Genomic DNA, 17,334 nt, shown 5'->3' with positions numbered 1-17,334 from the left:
GGAGCGCATCAGGAATCTCTCAGAAAACTGTGGCACGGTAGTTGACGTGCGCGTGTTGGTAGTTGAGGACGAGGCCCCGCTCGCGGAGGCGATCGCACGGGGCCTGCGTCGCGAAGGTATGGCCGTGGACGTCGCGCTGGACGGCGACGACGGACACGAGAAGGCGTCGGTGACGCGGTACGACGTCGTGGTGCTCGACCGCGATCTGCCCGGGATGCCGGGTGACGAGCTGTGTCGCGAGATCGTGCGTTCCGGCGAGCTGACCAGGGTGCTGATGCTGACGGCCAGCACCGCGGTCTCCGAGCGGGTCGAAGGGCTCTCACTCGGCGCCGACGACTACGTGGCGAAGCCGTTCGCGTTCCCCGAGCTGGTGGCGCGCGTCCGGGCGCTGGGCAGGCGTGCGACGCCCGCCGCACCGCCGGTCCTGACCGCGGGCGACATCGAGCTGGACCCGTCTCGGCGGACGGTGCACCGCGGCGGCGAGCCCGTGGACCTGACCCGCAAGGAGTTCGGCGTCCTCGAAGTGCTGCTGTCCGCGGGAGGCGCCGTCGTCAGCAGCGAGGACCTGCTCGAACGCGTGTGGGACGAGAACGCCGACCCGTTCACCACGACGGTGCGCGTCACCGTGATGACGCTGCGGAAGAAGCTCGGCGAACCCGGCGTGATCGAGACCGTCGTCGGCTCGGGCTACCGCGTGCCCGGCGCGGGGTCCACGGAGGACGCCGCGGGGGAGGCCGGCGGTACCCCGGGTGCGCGCGGATCCTCGGAGTCCGGTTCCCTGACGTAAGTGATCCGGCGCACGGGTATTCCGGCGCGCAGTCTGCGCGCCCGCATCACCGTCCTCGCGACGGCGCTCGTCGCGGCCGTCAGCGCGCTGCTGCTGTGGTTGGCCTGGACGCTCGTCGGCGACGCGGTGGGCGGGGTGCCGCAGCTGCCCCCGGGAACGGTCGTCGAGGTCGACGGCGTGCACGTCAAAGCCGAGGACCTGGCCGAGCACCTGCGTGACGAGGCGCGTGAACGGGTCGTCGTCGCCGGGGGTATCGCGTTCTGCTTCGTGGTCGCCGCGGCGGGCATTCTCGCGTGGACGTTCACCTCGCGCGTGCTGCAGCCGCTGCGCGACATCACGGGGACGGCGCAGCGGCTCTCCGGCGAGTCGATGGGGGAGCGCATCGGCGAGGTGTCCACGCGGGACGAACTCGCCGAGTTGGCGCGCACCATCGACGCGATGCTGGACCGGCTTCAGTCGGCGTTCGACACGCAGCGGCAGTTCGTGGCCAACGCGAGCCACGAGCTGCGCACGCCGCTGGCCGTCATCCGGACGGAACTCGACGTCACGCTGTCCGACGAGCACGCCGACGAGGCCGAACTGCGCCGCATGGCGGGTGTCGTGCGCGACGCCACCGAACGTGCCGAACGGCTCGTGACGTCGCTGCTGCTGCTCGCCCGCACCGACGGCGCCGGGATCGCGCTGACCGAGCGGGTCAACGTCGCCGAGGTCGCGGGGCGGGCATGGCACGTCGTCGAACCCGACGCGCGGCGACGTGAGCTGAACGTCGACCTGCGGCTGGCTCCGGCGCTGACGATCGGGGACGCGGCGCTGCTGGAACGCGTGGCGGGAAACCTGTTGGAGAACGCGGTGCGCCACAACGTCGACGCCGGGTGGATCGAGGTCACCACGATGGCTGGCGACCGGTGGACGACGTTGACGGTGCGCTCGTCCGGGCAGCTGCTGGATCCGGAGACGGTGGCGGGACTGTTCGAACCGTTCCGCCGCGCGGGCGTGGCCAGGACGGCGCGGCACGGTGCGGGCCTCGGCCTGTCGATCGTGCGTGCGGCCGCGGAGGCGCACGAGGGCGTGGTCTCGGCCGAACCAGTCGTGGGCGGCGGCCTGTCGGTCACCGTCCGCCTGCCCGCGGCGACGTGACGACCGGTCCGCTTTCCGTGTCCGGTCAGCGAAGAATCACACGTCCGTACCATTACTTCCGTCTTAATCCTTATCGTCGCTAACCTTCCTCTCTGTTGATCCCGAGAGGAAGGAACGCCGTGCGTATCCCCAGAACGAGGCATCGCCGGGCGTGGCGGCGCGGCTCCGGTGCGGCGCTGAGCCTGCTCGTCGCCGCAGGTCTGCTCGTCGTCCCCGGCGCCGCCGCCGACCCCGGTGACCCCGCGCGGGCCGGCGACGCCGCCGCGGCCGGGAGTGGCGACAGCGTGCTGCGCCCGAACGCGCCGACGAAGAGTATCGCGTTCTACGTCGGCAAGAACCTCACCGAGGACGGTACGACCCTGCTCGGCGGGTTCGGTCACGAGCCGTCCAGCCACTGGCTCGAGATCGTGCCGAGCCGGGAGTTCCCCGACGGTGCGACCACGACGGTCGGCGTGACCGACCGCGCCGGGTACCCGGGGCAGCTGACCGAGATCCCACAGGCGCGCCGGACGGCCAAGTACATCTCGTCGAACTACTCCGAGTTCGAAGGGTTCCCGGCCCCGCTGACCAACGGCGGTCTCAACGAGCACGGCGTCGCGGCCCGCGATGTCTGGTCGCCGACGAGCGACCGGTTGCTGGAGAAGACCGACGCGGTGCAGACCGGCCCGAACTACAGCGACCTGTCCCGTATCGCCATGGAACGGGCCACGAGCGCACGCGAGGCCGTGGAGATCGTCGGCGCTCTCATCGACCGGTACGGCTACTCGACCTACGGCGGCAACTCGCACCTGTTCGCCGACGAGAACGAGGGTTGGGTGCTCGTCAACTACGGCGGCAGCCAGGGACTGTGGGCCGCCGAGCGGCTCGGTCCGGACGAGACCCGCGTGTCCTTCCCCGGCTACCTCGATCCGCTGCCCCTGGACTATCAGGACCGGCCCGACGAGTTCCTCGCCTCCGACCACTTCATCGACTACGCGGTGGAGCAGGGCTGGTTCGATCCGGCCGAGCACGACACCTTCGACCCGCAGGCGGTCTACGGCGGTTGGCAGCCCGACGAGCGCGAAGTGAGCCCGACCCATCCATGGGGTGCCAACGTGCAGGGGGAGTTGGAAGGTGAACTGGCCGACGAACTCGCGCCGGTGTCGCTGGAGGACATGCTCGCCTACGTACGCGATCCGCGGTGGTCCCACGATCGTTCCGGCTACGGGCAGGTGGCGCAGTTGTCCGACGTGGACAACAAGAACCTCAACGCGCTGTGGACCGCCGTCACCGGCGCGGTCACGACGCCCTACGTGCCCGTCTACATCGGAGCCGAGGACGTGCCGCCGGAGTTCAAGCAGCACCGGTACCTGACCAGCGGGACGGCGTCGACGCACGTCGCGGCCGATTACGCGCCGCTCGAGGCGACCGAGTACGCCACCAGGACGTTCAAGCGGTTGATGTACCACACGTGTGAACACCCCGAGGCGTTCTACAAGCCGGTGACCGCGGAGATCGAGAAATTCGAACGTGGTCTGCTGTCCGAACAGGACGGTGTCGTGGCGAAGGCGGCCCGGCACTACGACGCGGGCCGCGAGGACGAGGCCGCGCAGTACCTGACCCGGTACGTCGGGGACCGGCTCGGTGCGAGTCTGGAACTGGGCGACCGGCTGGTCGGCGCCGTCGAGAACGAGACGCGTGAGCGGTTCGGCATCCGCATGCCCGCGGGGCGCGATCTGCCGGGGGAGACCGCGCGGCCGGAGAGTCAGAGCATGAACCGCGGCGGCGGCCTCGAAGGCGACGCCGACGGCATCGCCTTCTGCTACCGCGAGGGGCTCGACGACTTCCCCCGTGAACACGGTGCGTACGCCGGCCGGCACGGGAAGCTGGGGCTCCCCGTGCCGCAGCTGTCGAAGGAACGGTTCTTCCGCGCGATGGAGCAGGCGGCGCCCGGCGACGGGAACGGCTGGCGCAAGCAGGCCGAGCGTGCATGGGCGCAGCTGCAGAACTCAGGCGGATGATCGACGTATAACGACCTATACGGTGGGGCCCGGGAGCGTGCCGCTCCCGGGCCCCACCACGGCCGTCACCTCACGCCGGGGGAACCGACGCCACGCCCGGAGCCAGGAAGGGCTTGCCCGCGACCTTCTCCGACACGCCCGCACGGTCGAGGTACGGCGTGATGCCGCCCAGCCAGAACGGCCAGCCCGCGCCGAGGATCATGCACAGGTCGATGTCCTGCGCCTCGGCCACGACGCCCTCGTCGAGCATGATGCGGATCTCCTCGGCCAGGGCAGCCAGCGCCCGCTCGCGCACCTGCTCGGCCGTCGACGGCGCATCACCCTGCTGCCACAGCTCCGCGACCTCGGAATCGACCGTCTGGTTGCCGGCCGAGTCCCACTGCCAGACCGCCGACTTGCCGGCCTCGACGAACCGCTTCAGGTTCTCGCTCACGCCGTAGCGCTCGGGGAACGCCTCGTGCATCGTCTCGGCCACGTGCAGCGCCACCGGCGGGCCGACCAGCTGCAGCAGCGTCATCGGCGACATCGGCAGACCCAGTGGGTCGAGCGCCGAATCGGCGACGTCGAACGGCGTGCCCTCGTCCACCGTGGCCAGCACCTCGCCGAGGAATCGTGTCAGCACCCGGTTCACCACGAACGCCGGGGCGTCCTTGACGAGCACGCTCGATTTCTTCAACTGCTTGCCCACCGAGAACGCCGTCGCCAGCGTCTCGTCGTCGGTCCGCTCGCCACGGACGATCTCCAGCAGCGGCAGCACGGCGACCGGGTTGAAGAAGTGGAATCCCACGACCCGCTCCGGGTGTCGCAGCTCGGCGGCCATCGCGGTGATCGACAGCGACGAGGTGTTGGTCGCCAGCACGCACTCCGGGCCGACGTGCTCCTCGACCTCGGCGAAGACCTTCCGCTTGACGCCCAGGTCCTCGAACACCGCCTCGATGACGAAGCCCGCGTCGGCGAACGCCGCCTTGTCCAGCGAACCGGACACGAGCGCACGCAGCCGGTTCGCCTCGTCGGGACCGATGCGTTTCTTCTCGAGCAGCTTGTCGATCTCGCCGTGCACGTAGGACACACCCTTGTCGACCCGCTCCTGGTCGACGTCGGTGAGCACGACCGGCACCTTGAGCCTGCGCACGAACAGCAGCGCCAGCTGGCTGGCCATCAGGCCCGCGCCGACGATGCCGACCTTGCCGACCTGCCGGGCGAGCGACTTGTCCGGCGCACCCGCAGGCTTCTTGGCCCGCTTGTTGACCAGGTCGAACGAGTACAGCCCGGACCGCAGCGAATCGGACATCAGCAGCTCGGCCAGCGCCTCGGTCTCGGCGGCGTAGCCGGCGTCCCGGTCGGCGGTGCGGGCCAGTTCCAGAAGCTCGAGCACCTTCTCCGCACCCGGCGAGGCGCCCTTGGTCTTGCCGGCCACCACGGCCTTCGCCCGGCCCATGGCGGCGTCCCACTCGCCGCCGCGGTCGATCTCCCTGCGGGCGGGTGTGACCTCACCGCGGACCACCTTCGCCAGCCACAGCAGCGACTGCTCCAGGTAGTCCGCCGACGGAAGCAGCTCGTCGGTGATGCCCAGCTCCGCGGCCTGCTTCGGCTTGAGCATCTTGTTCTGGTTCAGCGCGTTCTCGACGATCACCGTCACCGCGGCGTCCGGGCCGATCAGGTTCGGCAGCAACTGCGTGCCGCCCCAGCCAGGGAACAGCCCGAGGAACACCTCGGGCAGCGCGATCGCGGCGACGTTGTCCGCCAGCGTGCGGTAGTGGCACGACAGCGCGAGTTCGAGCCCGCCGCCCATCACGGCGCCGTTGACGAACGCGAACGTCGGGATCTCCGACTCGGTGAACCTGCGGAACACGTCGTGCCCGGTCTGCGCGATCTGCCGCGCCAACTCCGGGTCCGAGATCTGCTCCACGCCGGACAGGTCGGCGCCGACGGCGAACACGAACGGCTTGCCCGTGACGGCGATGGCGGCCGGGTCGGCGGCGACGGCCTCGTCGAACGCCGCGTTCAGGCTCACCAGGCTCTGCGGGCCGAACGTCGACGGACGGGTGTGGTCGTGGCCGTTGTCGATCGTGATGAGGGCGACCGGCTTGTCGAGGCCGGGTACGTTCACGACTCGGGTCACCGCACGGGTGACGACCTCGTCGGGGAATGCGCTCTGCGCCTGTTCTGCGGTGATCACTTGTTGCCCTCCCAGTGGGGGTTCTCCCAGATGACGGTGCCGCCCATGCCGATACCGATGCACATCGTCGTCATGCCGTAGCGCACGTCGGGACGCTCGGCGAACCGGCGCGAGAGCTGGGTCATCAGCCGCACGCCGGACGAGGCGAGCGGGTGGCCGCAGGCGATCGCACCGCCCCAGGCGTTGACGCGGGTGTCGTCCTCGGCGATGCCGAAGTGGTCGAGGAACGCCAGAACCTGGACGGCGAACGCCTCGTTGATCTCGAACAGGTCGATGTCGGAGATCGACAGTCCGGCGCGGGCGAGTGCCTTCTCGGTCGCAGGCACGGGGCCGACACCCATGACCTCCGGCTCGACACCGGCGAACGAGTAGCCGACCAGGCGCATGCCCACCGGCAGGCCCAGCTCGTGCGCGGTGTCCTCACCGGCGAGCAGTGCGCCGGTCGCGCCGTCGTTGAGGCCCGCCGCGTTGCCCGCGGTGACCCGGCCGTGCGGGCGGAACGGCGTCTTCAGGCCCGCGAGGTTCTCCATCGTGGTTCCGGGACGGGGCGGTTCGTCCTCGGTGACGAGGTCCCAGCCCAGCTCCGGGTGCCGGGTGGCGACCGGTACCAGCTCCGGGCCGATCTTGCCCGCCTTCACGGCGTCGGCGAAGCGCTCCTGGCTGCGGACGGCGAAGGCGTCGCAGCGCTGCTTGGTGATCGCCGGGTAGCGGTCGTGGACGTTCTCCGCCGTCTGGCCCATGACCAAAGCGGACGGGTCGACCAGCTTGTCGGACAGGAATCGCGGGTTCGGGTCCACGCCTTCGCCCATCGGGTGCCTGCCCATGTGCTCGACGCCGCCCGCGAAGGCCACGTCGTAGGCGCCGAACGCGATGCCGCCCGCGACCGAGGTCACGGCCGTCATGGCGCCCGCGCACATGCGGTCGATGGCGAAACCGGGAACGGACTTCGGCAGGCCTGCCAGCAGCGCGGCGGTCCGGCCGATGGTCAGGCCCTGGTCACCGGTTTGGGTCGTAGCGGCGACGGCGACGTCGTCGATCCGCTCGGGCGGCAGCTCCGGATGACGGCGAAGCAGTTCGCGGATGACCTTGACGACGAGATCGTCGGCCCGTGTGTTGGCGTAGATGCCCTTGTCGCCTGCCTTGCCGAACGGGGTGCGTACCCCGTCGACGAAGGCCACGGTGCGCGCGGGTGCGGACACGGGTGCTCCTTCGGAGGTGATGTTCGCGGTGTCGGAAACTCGGAAGCCGGCCCGTACAGCGTTGTTACCAGCCGGTAACCGCGATGGTAGTCGCGGTTCCGGTGGCTTCGCAGGGTGGCCTCGCCCACCGTGTGTCACTCCACGGGGCGCGGGAGAACGCCGCCACGTCGGGTACGGCTCGGGACCGGTGCGGCTCCGCGGCGGAGGGGCCGGTGGCCGCCGGTCGGTGGACACGCCGACACGGTCGGCCCGTGCTCAGGCCGTGGCGTGCAGCGCGGTGCTCAGCGCGTCGGCAACGAGTTCGACCTGCCATGGCCGCGCTCCGCCGTCGGCGAGCGCCGCGGCGACCCCCGCGGGGGAACGGTCCTCGGGCGGGCTCCAGCAGGTGCGGCGCAGTAGGTCGGGCAGGAGAACGTTCTCCACCGGCAGCGTGTGCGACTCGGCGATCTTCGTCAGCGCTGTGCGGGCGGCGGTCAGCCGGGCGGCGGCGTCCGGGTCCTTGTCGCCCCAGCGGTTGGCGGGCGGCGGTCCGTCGCCACCCGTCGACGTGCTGGGAAGTTCCTCGGCCGGCAGCTCCCTGGCCGCCTCCAGCTGGCGAAGCCAGTGGGCGCTGTAGCGGCGCTGCACACGGCCACCGAAGACCGGCAGCGCCTGCAGCTGCTGCGGCGTGGACGGATCCGCGAGCACGGCGTTGATGATCGCGCTGTCGGGCAGTACCCGAGACGGTGCGCGGTCGCGTTTGCGCGCCATCTCGTCACGCGCCTCCCAGAGCGCCCGGACCGCGGCGAGTCCGCGTGGGGTCCGGACCTTGTGCACGCCCGAGGTGCGCCGCCACGGCTCGGCGCGCGGCGGCGCCGCGGGGGCCGTGCGCACGGCCTCGAACTCCTGCCCGGCCCACTCGAGCTTGCCCTGGGCGGCCAGTTCGGCCTCGAGGGTGTCGCGGAGCGGCACGAGGAGTTCGACGTCGAGTGCGGCGTAGTCGAGCCAATCGTCGGGCAGCGGGCGCCGCGACCAGTCGGCCGCGCTGTGGCCCTTCTCCAGGGTGAAGCCGAGCAGCTTCTCGACGAGGGTGCCGAGCGCGACGCGTTCGTGGCCGGCGAGCCTGCCCGCGAGTTCGGTGTCGAACAGCGCGGCCGGGTGCAGGCCCAGCTCCGCCAGGCACGGAAGGTCTTGTGACGCGGCGTGCAGCACCCACTCGGCGTCGCCGAGCGCGGCCGCCAGCGGCGCCAGCTCGTCGGCGAGCGGGATCGGGTCGACGAGCACGGTGCCTGCGCCCTGACGGCGGATCTGCACGAGATAGGCCTTGGGCCAGTAGCGGTAGCCCGATGCGCGCTCGGTGTCGATGGCGATGGGGCCGCTGCCGGCCGCGAGCCGGTCGCACGCCTCGCGGAGCGCCTCGGCGTCCTCGATGACCGGAGGGGTGCCGTCGACGGGCCGGGTCAGCAGCTCCGGCGCAGCAGCCTCCCCGTCGTCCGCCGCATCGGTCGCGGCCGTCGCGGGGGAAGCGTGTTCTGCGTTGTGCACGGGTGTTAACCCTACGGGACGGGTCGCCTGCCCCCGGCGAGCCCGCCCCGTAGGGATGAGGTCGGCGCTAGCGGATGACGCCGGCACGCATGGCCAGCGCCACCATCTGGGCCCGGTCACCGGTGCCGAGCTTGCGGCCGATCCGCGACAGGTGGGACTTCACCGTGAGCGCGGAGAGGCTGAGCTCTTCACCGATCTCCTTGTTGGACTGGCCGTCCGCCACGAGCTGCAGAACCTCCACCTCGCGTGCCGAGAGCTCGCGCGGGGTGTTGTCCGTGCCGGGAACCCGGGTGCCGGTGGCCAGCACCGGTGCCACGCTCGGGTCGGCGTACACGCCGCCGTCGAGCACCCGGCGCACGCCGTCGGTGACGACCACCGGCGACGCGGACTTGAGCAGGTAGGCCTGCGCCCCGGCCTGGAACGCCGAACGGACCGCGTACGGGTCGTCCGACGATGCCAGGACCACGACACGTGGCCAGGCGTTGCTGCGCAGCTCGGTGACCAGCTCGATGCCGCTGCCGTCCGGCAGACCGAGATCCAGGATGGCGAGATCGCACGGCCCCGTGGCCGTCGCGCGCGCCCTGGCCTCGGCCACCGTGGCGGCCTCGTGCACCGTGCCTGCGCCCATCTGGGCAAGTCGTCCGGCGATCGCCTCCCTCAACAACGGGTGGTCATCGACCACCATCACGGAAAACAACTCTTCCCGCGGATGCGGAACCATGCTCGCCGGCAAGGCGCCGGCTGGCGTGGATCGAACGGCCTGAGAAAAGCCGACGGCAGCCACGTCACTACCTCCCTGGAGTCGGTCGTGCCCCCCGACCGGCACCGGGACTTTCGGCCGTTCAGCCGCGCCAGCTTTAGACCGAAAGTGGTGTCGTCGACAGGTACTGTAGCCGCCTGAGTGGGGTAGTGGGGGCATCAAACGGGTATCTATCCCGATCGGATTGCACTTGGGGGTCTCCGTTGTAGCGCGATGGGATTAATCCCTGCGAAAGGTGTAACGGGGCCCGATTCGTGTGCGATAACACGGGGTTGTGCTGCACACACTGGGCGTGCATGTGCCGTGTGCAGCTGCCCGTGACCAGTATGCCGGAGCGATTACGGGGGCGCGTTCGGGCGGCCGGGGCCGGTCGGTGAGCGGTTCCGTGGCGCGTCCGCGCCCGGCGCGGAAGGCCCGACGTTCGGAGGGCGCCGCCGGACGCAGGGTGCCACCGGACGGGAAGGGTGGTGCCGGACGGGAAGGGTGGTGCCGGGTGCGGAGCGGTCAGGACGTGCGGCGCTGGCCGAACATCGTGACGCCGACGGGTGGCAGGCCCGCGTAACTCGCCATCAACTGGCAGAAGGCGTCCCCGTGGGGGCCGAGCTCGGGCGTCAGCGGGGTCCACGAAGCGCGTAGCTCGAGGTCGTCGGTGCGCGACGGGCCCGAGATCTCGCCGAACCGTGCCGATGACGTCTCGGTGACGGTGCCGCCGAGCGCGGTGAACTCGGCCTCGGTGGCCTCGAGCGCGTCGGTGAGCCAGGACCAGCCGACCGACGGCAGGAACGGGTCGGTCGCCAGTTCCTTGTCGATGCCGGCCCGCACGTAGGCCACGAGGCGGAACACGCCGTCCCACGTCTCGTGGCCGTCCGGATCGTGCAGCAGTACCAGCCTGCCGGACGCCTCGACCTCGGCGGGCCCTGTCGTCTCGCAGCTGAGTGCGTAGGCCCAGGGCGCGAGTCGTTGCGGAGCCTTGATCGGTTCGAGACTCACCTCGGGTCGCGGCTGCAGTGCCTGCAGCGCCGCGACGGCCTGGCGGAATTCCTCCGGCGCCTGGGTCAACACGGTCACCCCGAGACTGTAAGCCGTCGCGTGGCGCGGGTCGCTGTCCGACGCGCCGACGACGGCCCGGTTATCGGGGCGTGGCACCATGAACAGTGATGACAGCCTCGTTCTCCGCGTCGTCGGTTCCCGCGTCGCCGGCCTCCGTTCCGCAGGCCGGATCCCCGGTCGCCGCGCGCCGCGCGCTGCCCGACGCCCCGCTGCTGGTCGCCGCTCGCGGCGGGACGCCCTCCCGGACGCCCGTGTGGTTCATGCGCCAGGCCGGCCGGTCGCTGCCCGAGTACCGCTCGGTGCGCGAGGGCGTGCCGATGCTGCAGTCCTGCTTCGACCCGGCGCTGCTTGCAGAGATCACGATGCAGCCGGTACGGCGCCACGGCGTCGACGCCGCGATTCTGTTCAGCGACATCGTCGTCCCGCTGTACGCGGCGGGGCTGGCCATTGACATCGTGCCCGGCACGGGACCCGTCGTCGCGCATCCGGTACGGAGCGCGGCCGACGTGGACGCGGTGCCGGAGCTCGAGGCCGAGCAGGTCCGTCCCATCACCGACGGCATCGGGCTGTTGCTGCGCGAACTGGGCCAGACGCCGCTGATCGGGTTCGCGGGAGCACCGTTCACGCTCGCCTCGTACCTCATCGAAGGCGGGCCGAGCCGCAACCACGAACACACCAAGGCGCTGATGCACGCCGAGCCCGAGTTGTGGCACCGGCTGGCGTCCCGCCTGGCAGACGTGACGGCCACGTTCCTGACGGCCCAGCTCGAGGCGGGCGTCGACGCGGTGCAGCTGTTCGACTCGTGGGCCGGTGCGCTCTCCGAGCGCGACTACCGCGAGTTCGTGCTGCCGCATTCGACGAGGGTGCTGTCGGCCGTCGCCGAGTACGACGTGCCGCGGATCCACTTCGGTGTCGGCACGGGCGAGCTGTTGCCGGCGATGCGCGAGGCCGGCGCGGACGTCGTCGGCGTCGACTGGCGGGTGCCGCTGGACGAGGCCGCCCGTAGGTTGCGGGCCTCGGGTGAGTCCGAGCCGGTGGTCCAGGGCAACCTCGACCCGGCGCTGTTGATGGCGTCGTGGCCGGTGATCGAGGCCGAGGTGCGGCGCATCGCCGCCGAGGGCCGCGAGGCCGCCGGGCACGTCTTCAACCTGGGCCACGGGGTGCTGCCGGAGACCGATCCGGAGGTGCTGACCCGCGTGGTCGAGCTGGTGCACAGTCTGTGAGGAGCGCGCTGTGAAGGTCGCGGTCGTCGGGGGAGGCGTCTCCGGACTGACCGCCGCCTATCGCCTGCGCACGCTGCTCGGTCCGGACGCCGTGATCACCGTGTGCGAGGCGTCCGGCGAGCTCGGAGGGAAGCTGCGCACCGTGGAGGTGGGCGGCGCGGCGTGCGACGTCGGGGCGGAGGCGTTCCTGGCGCGCAGGCCGGAGGCGCTCGACCTGGTCCACGAACTGGGGCTCACCGGCCGGCTGCGGCACCCCTCCGGTGCCTCGTCGACGCTGCGTGCGGGCGGCGCGACCGTGGGCCTGCCGAAGCGCACCGTCATGGGCGTACCCGCCGACGGCGACGCGGTCGCGGACGTGCTGTCCGAGGCGGGTGTCCGCGCGGTCGCCGCGGAGCCGTACCTCCCGCGGGTCGAACCGGTCGGTACCGACGTGTCGCTCGGGGGGTTGCTGCGCAGCCGGCTCGGGGACGAGGTGGTGGACCGGCTCGTCGATCCGCTGCTCGGCGGGGTGTACGCGGGCGGCGCGGACGGTCTCGGCTTGCGTGCCGTGCTACCCGTCCTCGCGAACGCGCTGGAAGGCGGAGCGACATCGATCACCTCGGCGATCTCCGCCCAGTTGCCGGATCCCGCGGCCCCGCCGAACCCCGCGCCGGTGTTCGGCACGCTGTCCGGTGGACTCGCCACACTGACCACCGAACTCGCCGCCCGTGCGGAGGCGGACGTGCGGCTCGGGGTTCCGGTCCGCGCGCTGACCCCCCGGGACGGTGGCTGGCGGCTCACCTTCGGTGCGGTCCCGGCCGCGCACGCTCCCGCCGCACCGGACCTCGACGTCGACGCCGTCGTGCTCGCCGTGCCGGCACCGGCCGCGGCTCGCCTGCTGGCCGACGTCGCGCCCGCCGCCGCGGCCGCCTACGGCGAGGTCGAGCTCGCGTCGATGGCCGTGGTCGCCCTGGCGTTGCCCGCCGGGACGGCGCTTCCCGACTCGTCCGGGGTACTGATCGGGGCGGGGGAGCGGACCCGTGACGGTGGCCGGTTCACCGCCAAGGCCTTCACGTTCTCCGCCCGCAAGTGGCCGCACCAGTCCGATCAGGACGGTCCCGTGCTGCTGCGCGGCTCGGTGGGCCGGTTCGGTGATCTCTCCGCGCTGCGTGCCACCGACGACGAACTCGTCCGCCGGGTCCGTGAGGATCTCGCGGAGCTGACCGGCATCACCGCCGAACCGGTCGAGGCCCGCGTGCAGCGGTGGGGCGGCGGTCTGCCGCAGTACGGCGTCGGGCACGGCGACCGGGTCGCACGGATCGAGGAGGCGGTGTCGGCCCTGCCCGGCCTCGCGGTGGCCGGCGCGGCGCTCCACGGCGTGGGTATTCCCGCCTGCATCGGCACGGGCGATGCCGCGGCCCGGCGCGTGGCCGCCCGCGTGGCGGTGGGATCATAGGGCCATGGCTCGGTTGAACTACGACGAACTGAACAGCACGATCCGCTACACGATGTGGTCGGTCTTCCGGGTCGAGCCCGGCAAGCTCGGTGACGATCGTGACGCCGCGGCGCAGGCGACCGCCGAGTATCTGGACGCCCTCGACGGCAAGGGTGTCGTGGTCCGGGGCGTGTACGACGTCGCGGGCGTGCGCGCGGACGCCGACTTCATGATCTGGTGGCACGCCGAGGAGCTCGAGCAGCTGCAGGCGGCCTACACCGGATTCCGGCGCACGACGCCGCTCGGCCGAGTGTCGACGCCGGTGTGGAGCCAGGTCGCGCTGCACCGGCCCGCGGAGTTCAACAAGAGCCACGTCCCGGCGTTCCTCGCGGGTGAGGACCCGAAGAAGTACGTCTGTGTGTACCCGTTCGTGCGGTCCTACGAGTGGTACCTGCTGCCCGACGACGAGCGCCGGAAGATGCTCGCCGACCACGGCAAGGAGGCTCGCGACTATCCGGACGTGCGCGCCAACACCGTGCCGGCCTTCGCGCTCGGCGACTACGAGTGGATCCTCGCGTTCGAGGCCGACGAACTGCACCGGATCGTCGACCTCATGCGGCACCTGCGCGGCACCGAGGCGCGCCGTCACGTGCGCGAGGAGATCCCGTTCTACACGGGCCCGCGCGTCGAGCCCGCCGAACTGGTCCGCGCGCTGCCCTGAGCCGGCGAGACGGCCCGAGTACGTCCGCCATAGCGCTGCGAAGCCGCGCTGTGGCGGACCTGCGGGACCGCGTGCGCTTCTACGGCGGGACCACACGGCGGCATGCCGGAGTGCCCGCGCGTCCTCACCCGGCGGCGCTCACTCCGCGGGAACGAGGCGCAGGGCGACCGAGTTGATGCAGTAGCGCTGGTCGGTGGGCGTTGCGTAGCCCTCGCCTTCGAAGACGTGCCCGAGGTGGCCGTGACACGAGGCGCACAGCACCTCGACGCGCACCATGCCGAGCGACGTGTCCCTGCGCAGGATGACCGCGTCCGAGTCGGCCGGGTCGTAGAACGAGGGCCAGCCGCAGTGGCTCTCGAACTTCGTCGTCGACCGGAACAACTCGGCGCCGCAGCCCCGGCATTCGTAGACGCCCTCGGCGGTGGCGTCGGTGTACTCGCCGGTGAACGGACGCTCGGTCCCGGACTTGCGCAGTACCGCGTACGCCTCGGGTCCCAGTTCGGCGCGCCACTCGTCGTCGGACTTCGTGACGCGGGGAGCGTTCTCGGCAGGGGTGGTGTTCGCGGCGGGATCCATATCGTCCAGATTACCCGGCCAGGTGCGCGATGAACGCGCTCAGCTGGTCCCAGGCCCCGACGACGACGCCCAGGAGCAGCAGCAGAACGATCACCACTGCGGTCCACCAGCGCAAGCCGCTCGCGCGCGTACTGCCTTCGGCGAAGTCGCCGACGCCGCGCAGCGACCCTTCGACGGTGAACGCCGGCTCGGCGCGCTGCATCCGGTTCAGGTGGTCGGCGAACTCCTGGGCTTCCGGATCGTCCGGGTCGAGCCCGACGAGCTCGTCGTCGAACAGCCGCCGACGGCGGGCCGTGTCGTCATCCGGCATGGTGCCCACGGTAGGACATGCTGAGTGGCCTGCCCAACGCGTCGACGGTCATCCGGTCGTCACCCTGACGAGCCCGCGGACGGCTGATTCCGGCTGTCGAGGTTCGACGGCCGGGTCTCGCCGTCGAGCTTGAGCTCGCCGCCGGAGTTGACGACCCGTACCGTGTGCGGCTGCTTGCCGTTGCCGAAGTCGAGCTGGACCTGGATGTCGACCGAGCCGTCGGCGTTCTGGCCGTTGGGGGCCGACGCGTCGGACCAGCCCGACAGGCTGTGCTGGTCCCAGTAGTCGTCGAACTTGTCCTCCGACCCGTACGCGGCCTGGGCCGTCGGGGTGAGCTGGTCCCAGTCGGGATCGTTGTAGAACTCGCCGACCAGCGTGCCCGCCTCGCCCCAGGATACGGGCTTGCCCGCGTCGGACCGCGTGGTCGACGACGGGGGCGCCGACGACGACGTCGGCTGGGGTGTCTGCGACGGGCTCCCGCCCGCGGCGGGTTCGTCGTCACCGTTGAGCGCGAACACCAGGACGGCGGCGAGGGCCAGCACGGCGACGCCGATCGTGGCGAGCAGCAGTGGCTTACGACGGCCGCCGCGACCGTTCGAGGGTGAGGCTCCGGCGGACGCGGTCGCCACCGGGGCGCCGGCGGCGGTCGCGTGCGGGGCGGACGGCGAGCTGTCGCGCTGCCACGGCGCGGCGGCGGGCTTGCGGCCCCCGTGATCCGACACTGCGGGGGAGACCGCGGTCGCCGCGAGCGGAGCGGCGGTCGTCGGGCTGCCGCCGGCCAGCCTGCCCAGCTGCTCCTGGGCCTCGCTCATCGTCGGGCGTTCGGTGGGTTCGGTGCGCAGCAGGCTCATCAACAACGCGGTCGCCTGTCCGGCGTGCTGCGGCGGGTTGATCTGGCCGTTCGCGGCGGAGTAGAGCAGCGCGAGCTGGTTGGTGTTGTCGCCGTACGGCGGGAGGCCCTCGATCGCGTGGTACAGCGTCGCGCCGAGGGCGAACACGTCGGATGCGGGCGTCGGGTCGGCCCCGCGGGCGAGCTCGGGGGCGAGGTACGCCGGCGTTCCGCCGATGAGCCCGGTCTGGGTGAGGGTGAGGTCGCCGCTGGCCCGCGAGATGCCGAAGTCGGTGATCTTGCAGACGCCCGCGGAGTCGATCAGCAGGTTGCCCGGCTTGATGTCGCGGTGCACGATGCCCGCACGGTGGGCGGTGACCAGCGCGGCCGCGACCTGTTCACCGATGCGCGCCACCTCGGGAACCGGCAGTGGGCCTCGTTCGCCCAGGATCGCCGACAGGCTCTGCGACGGCAGGTACTCCATGACGAGCACCGGGTCGCCGTCGTGCTCGGCGATGTCGAACACGACGATGGCGTTGGGGTGCTGGAACCGGGCGGCGTTCTTCGCCTCGCGCATGGCGCGCTGGCGCACGGTCGTGCGCTCGGTCTCGGACAGGCCGGGCTGCGTCAGGATCTGCTTGACGGCGACCGACCGTTCGAGGCGTTCATCGACGGCGCGCCACACGATACCCATGGCGCCGCTGCCGACGTGCTCTACGAGGCGATAGTGGCCTGCGACCAACTGACCGGTGTCGATGACGCCTTCTCCTCGGGTACTGCTCGGCTGTTGCTCGAGCTCGTCGCCTACGAGTGGGACGGCTCGAGTTCTCGGAAGGACCGGTGCGCCACCCCGCTAGCGCCCGTGTCGAGTGTAGCTGCCCGGCCCGGCCCGCCTGACCGAACCGTCCGTCGGCTAGTCGGCTGCGCCGTCCGGACGGGACTCCGCATCGGCCACCCGGCCGTCGGCCGGCGCCGCCGTTCGGACGACCCGCACCAGGCCCGCCGCGCCGAGCGCGGCGAACAGGGCGTAACAGACCAGCAGCGCAGGCGGCGTACTGCCGGTCAGGGCGTCACCGAGCACGACGACGGCCACCGTGCCCGGAACACTGCCGAGCGCGGTGCCGACGAGGTACGGCCGAAGTGCGATCGACGACACACCGCAGCAATAGCTCAGCGGTGCGAACGGTACGACCGGGATCAGCCGCAGCGAGGCGACGGCAAGCATACCGCCGCCGGTCAGACGGGCGTTGACCGCGTGCACCGGGATGCGGTGCAGATTGCGGGTGACGAACTCCCTGCCCAGCAGGCGGGCGAGGAGGAAGCCGCAGAGGCCGGAGAGGAGCGTGGCGGTGATGGCGACGAGTACGCCCGCGACGTGTCCGAGCAGCAGGCCTGCGGCGAGGTTGAAGACGGTGCGGGGGATGGGCGCGACCGTGCACACGGCGTAGGCGACCAGGAACACCGCGGCGCCCGCGGCGCCGGCCTCGTCGGCCCAGGCGCGCATCTCCGCCGGGGACGGGATCGGCAGCCACAGGGCCACCGGGACGAACGCCGCGAGAAGCAGGATCCCGACAACGAGCTTGGTCCGGCGCGGCACGGGTCAACCGTAGAGGACCCGTGCCGAG

Annotated in this window: 15 protein-coding genes; 6 read left to right on the top strand and 9 right to left on the bottom strand. The window is 71.6% G+C overall.

The features are described from left to right. The first annotated feature begins 46 nt into the window (after positions 1–46). The 3 genes from FHS23_RS10960 to FHS23_RS10950 all read left to right on the top strand — a co-directional run bounded on the left by FHS23_RS10960 (position 47) and on the right by FHS23_RS10950 (position 3,924). On the top strand, positions 47–787 hold the full coding sequence (locus FHS23_RS10960; protein ID WP_183652624.1) for a response regulator: 741 nt from the start codon (positions 47–49) through the stop codon (positions 785–787). Then, the gene (locus FHS23_RS10955; RefSeq protein ID WP_425501113.1) at positions 788–1,924 is read left to right on the top strand and encodes a sensor histidine kinase; all 1,137 of its coding nucleotides are present in this window, start codon (positions 788–790) and stop codon (positions 1,922–1,924) included. 119 nt (positions 1,925–2,043) lie between these two features. Beyond that, complete coding sequence (locus FHS23_RS10950; RefSeq protein ID WP_221219322.1) at positions 2,044–3,924, top strand: C69 family dipeptidase; 1,881 nt, start codon at positions 2,044–2,046, stop codon at positions 3,922–3,924. 70 nt (positions 3,925–3,994) lie between these two features. Here FHS23_RS10950 and FHS23_RS10945 read toward each other — a convergent pair whose 3' ends face one another. The 5 genes from FHS23_RS10945 to FHS23_RS10925 form a co-directional block, all read right to left on the bottom strand. Continuing rightward, positions 3,995–6,103: a 3-hydroxyacyl-CoA dehydrogenase NAD-binding domain-containing protein gene (locus tag FHS23_RS10945; RefSeq protein ID WP_183652621.1), complete on the bottom strand. Its 2,109-nt coding sequence runs from the start codon at positions 6,101–6,103 to the stop codon at positions 3,995–3,997. After that, positions 6,100–7,302, bottom strand: coding sequence for a thiolase family protein (locus tag FHS23_RS10940; protein ID WP_343053819.1), 1,203 nt, complete (start codon positions 7,300–7,302; stop codon positions 6,100–6,102). The genes FHS23_RS10945 and FHS23_RS10940 overlap by 4 nt, the downstream gene beginning before the upstream one ends. Positions 7,303–7,557: 255 nt before the next feature. Next, complete coding sequence (locus FHS23_RS10935; RefSeq protein WP_246382069.1) at positions 7,558–8,748, bottom strand: ribonuclease D; 1,191 nt, start codon at positions 8,746–8,748, stop codon at positions 7,558–7,560. Between the two features lie 145 nt (positions 8,749–8,893). Next, positions 8,894–9,610 (bottom strand): response regulator, encoded by a 717-nt coding sequence (locus FHS23_RS10930; RefSeq protein ID WP_183652619.1) that lies wholly within the window; start codon positions 9,608–9,610, stop codon positions 8,894–8,896. A gap of 480 nt (positions 9,611–10,090) precedes the next feature. Next, positions 10,091–10,654 carry a DUF3000 family protein gene (locus FHS23_RS10925; RefSeq protein ID WP_183652616.1) on the bottom strand — a complete coding sequence of 188 codons (564 nt, stop codon included), beginning with the start codon at positions 10,652–10,654 and terminating at the stop codon, positions 10,091–10,093. Positions 10,655–10,743: 89 nt separating this feature from the next. Here FHS23_RS10925 and hemE point away from each other — a divergent pair, with 89 nt between their 5' ends. Genes hemE through hemQ form a run of 3 tightly spaced genes read left to right on the top strand, consistent with a single transcriptional unit; the run spans position 10,744 to position 13,994 of the window. After that, positions 10,744–11,859, top strand: coding sequence for a uroporphyrinogen decarboxylase (gene hemE / locus FHS23_RS10920; RefSeq protein ID WP_183652614.1), 1,116 nt, complete (start codon positions 10,744–10,746; stop codon positions 11,857–11,859). A gap of 10 nt (positions 11,860–11,869) precedes the next feature. Next, entirely contained in the window at positions 11,870–13,294 is a 1,425-nt protein-coding gene (gene hemG, locus FHS23_RS10915) for a protoporphyrinogen oxidase (RefSeq protein ID WP_183652611.1), read from the top strand. Positions 13,295–13,298: 4 nt separating this feature from the next. Next, positions 13,299–13,994, top strand: coding sequence for a hydrogen peroxide-dependent heme synthase (hemQ, locus tag FHS23_RS10910; protein ID WP_183652608.1), 696 nt, complete (start codon positions 13,299–13,301; stop codon positions 13,992–13,994). A 138-nt stretch (positions 13,995–14,132) separates the two neighbouring features. Here the strand turns inward: hemQ and msrB are convergent, their stop codons facing one another. The 4 genes from msrB to FHS23_RS10890 all read right to left on the bottom strand — a co-directional run bounded on the left by msrB (position 14,133) and on the right by FHS23_RS10890 (position 17,306). Further along, entirely contained in the window at positions 14,133–14,570 is a 438-nt protein-coding gene (gene msrB, locus FHS23_RS10905) for a peptide-methionine (R)-S-oxide reductase MsrB (RefSeq protein WP_183652605.1), read from the bottom strand. Positions 14,571–14,580: 10 nt separating this feature from the next. Beyond that, positions 14,581–14,880 carry a hypothetical protein gene (locus tag FHS23_RS10900; protein WP_183652602.1) on the bottom strand — a complete coding sequence of 100 codons (300 nt, stop codon included), beginning with the start codon at positions 14,878–14,880 and terminating at the stop codon, positions 14,581–14,583. Between the two features lie 59 nt (positions 14,881–14,939). Then, positions 14,940–16,451, bottom strand: coding sequence for a serine/threonine-protein kinase (locus FHS23_RS10895; RefSeq protein WP_183652599.1), 1,512 nt, complete (start codon positions 16,449–16,451; stop codon positions 14,940–14,942). Between the two features lie 171 nt (positions 16,452–16,622). Beyond that, entirely contained in the window at positions 16,623–17,306 is a 684-nt protein-coding gene (locus FHS23_RS10890) for a VTT domain-containing protein (protein ID WP_183652596.1), read from the bottom strand. Positions 17,307–17,334 lie beyond the last annotated feature (28 nt).

It is taken from the genome of Prauserella isguenensis (assembly GCF_014191605.1).
Classification (GTDB): domain Bacteria; phylum Actinomycetota; class Actinomycetes; order Mycobacteriales; family Pseudonocardiaceae; genus Prauserella; species Prauserella isguenensis.
This window is presented reverse-complemented; position numbering and strand designations above follow the sequence as displayed.

Excerpts from the sequence above, each read along its gene's own strand:
- hemE (WP_183652614.1), top strand. The coding sequence starts at position 10,744 with ATGACAGCCTCGTTCTCCGCGTCGTCGGTTCCCGCGTCGCCGGCCTCC.
- hemQ (WP_183652608.1), top strand. The coding sequence starts at position 13,299 with ATGGCTCGGTTGAACTACGACGAACTGAACAGCACGATCCGCTACACG.
- msrB (WP_183652605.1), bottom strand. The coding sequence starts at position 14,570 with ATGGATCCCGCCGCGAACACCACCCCTGCCGAGAACGCTCCCCGCGTC.
- FHS23_RS10900 (WP_183652602.1), bottom strand. The coding sequence starts at position 14,880 with ATGCCGGATGACGACACGGCCCGCCGTCGGCGGCTGTTCGACGACGAG.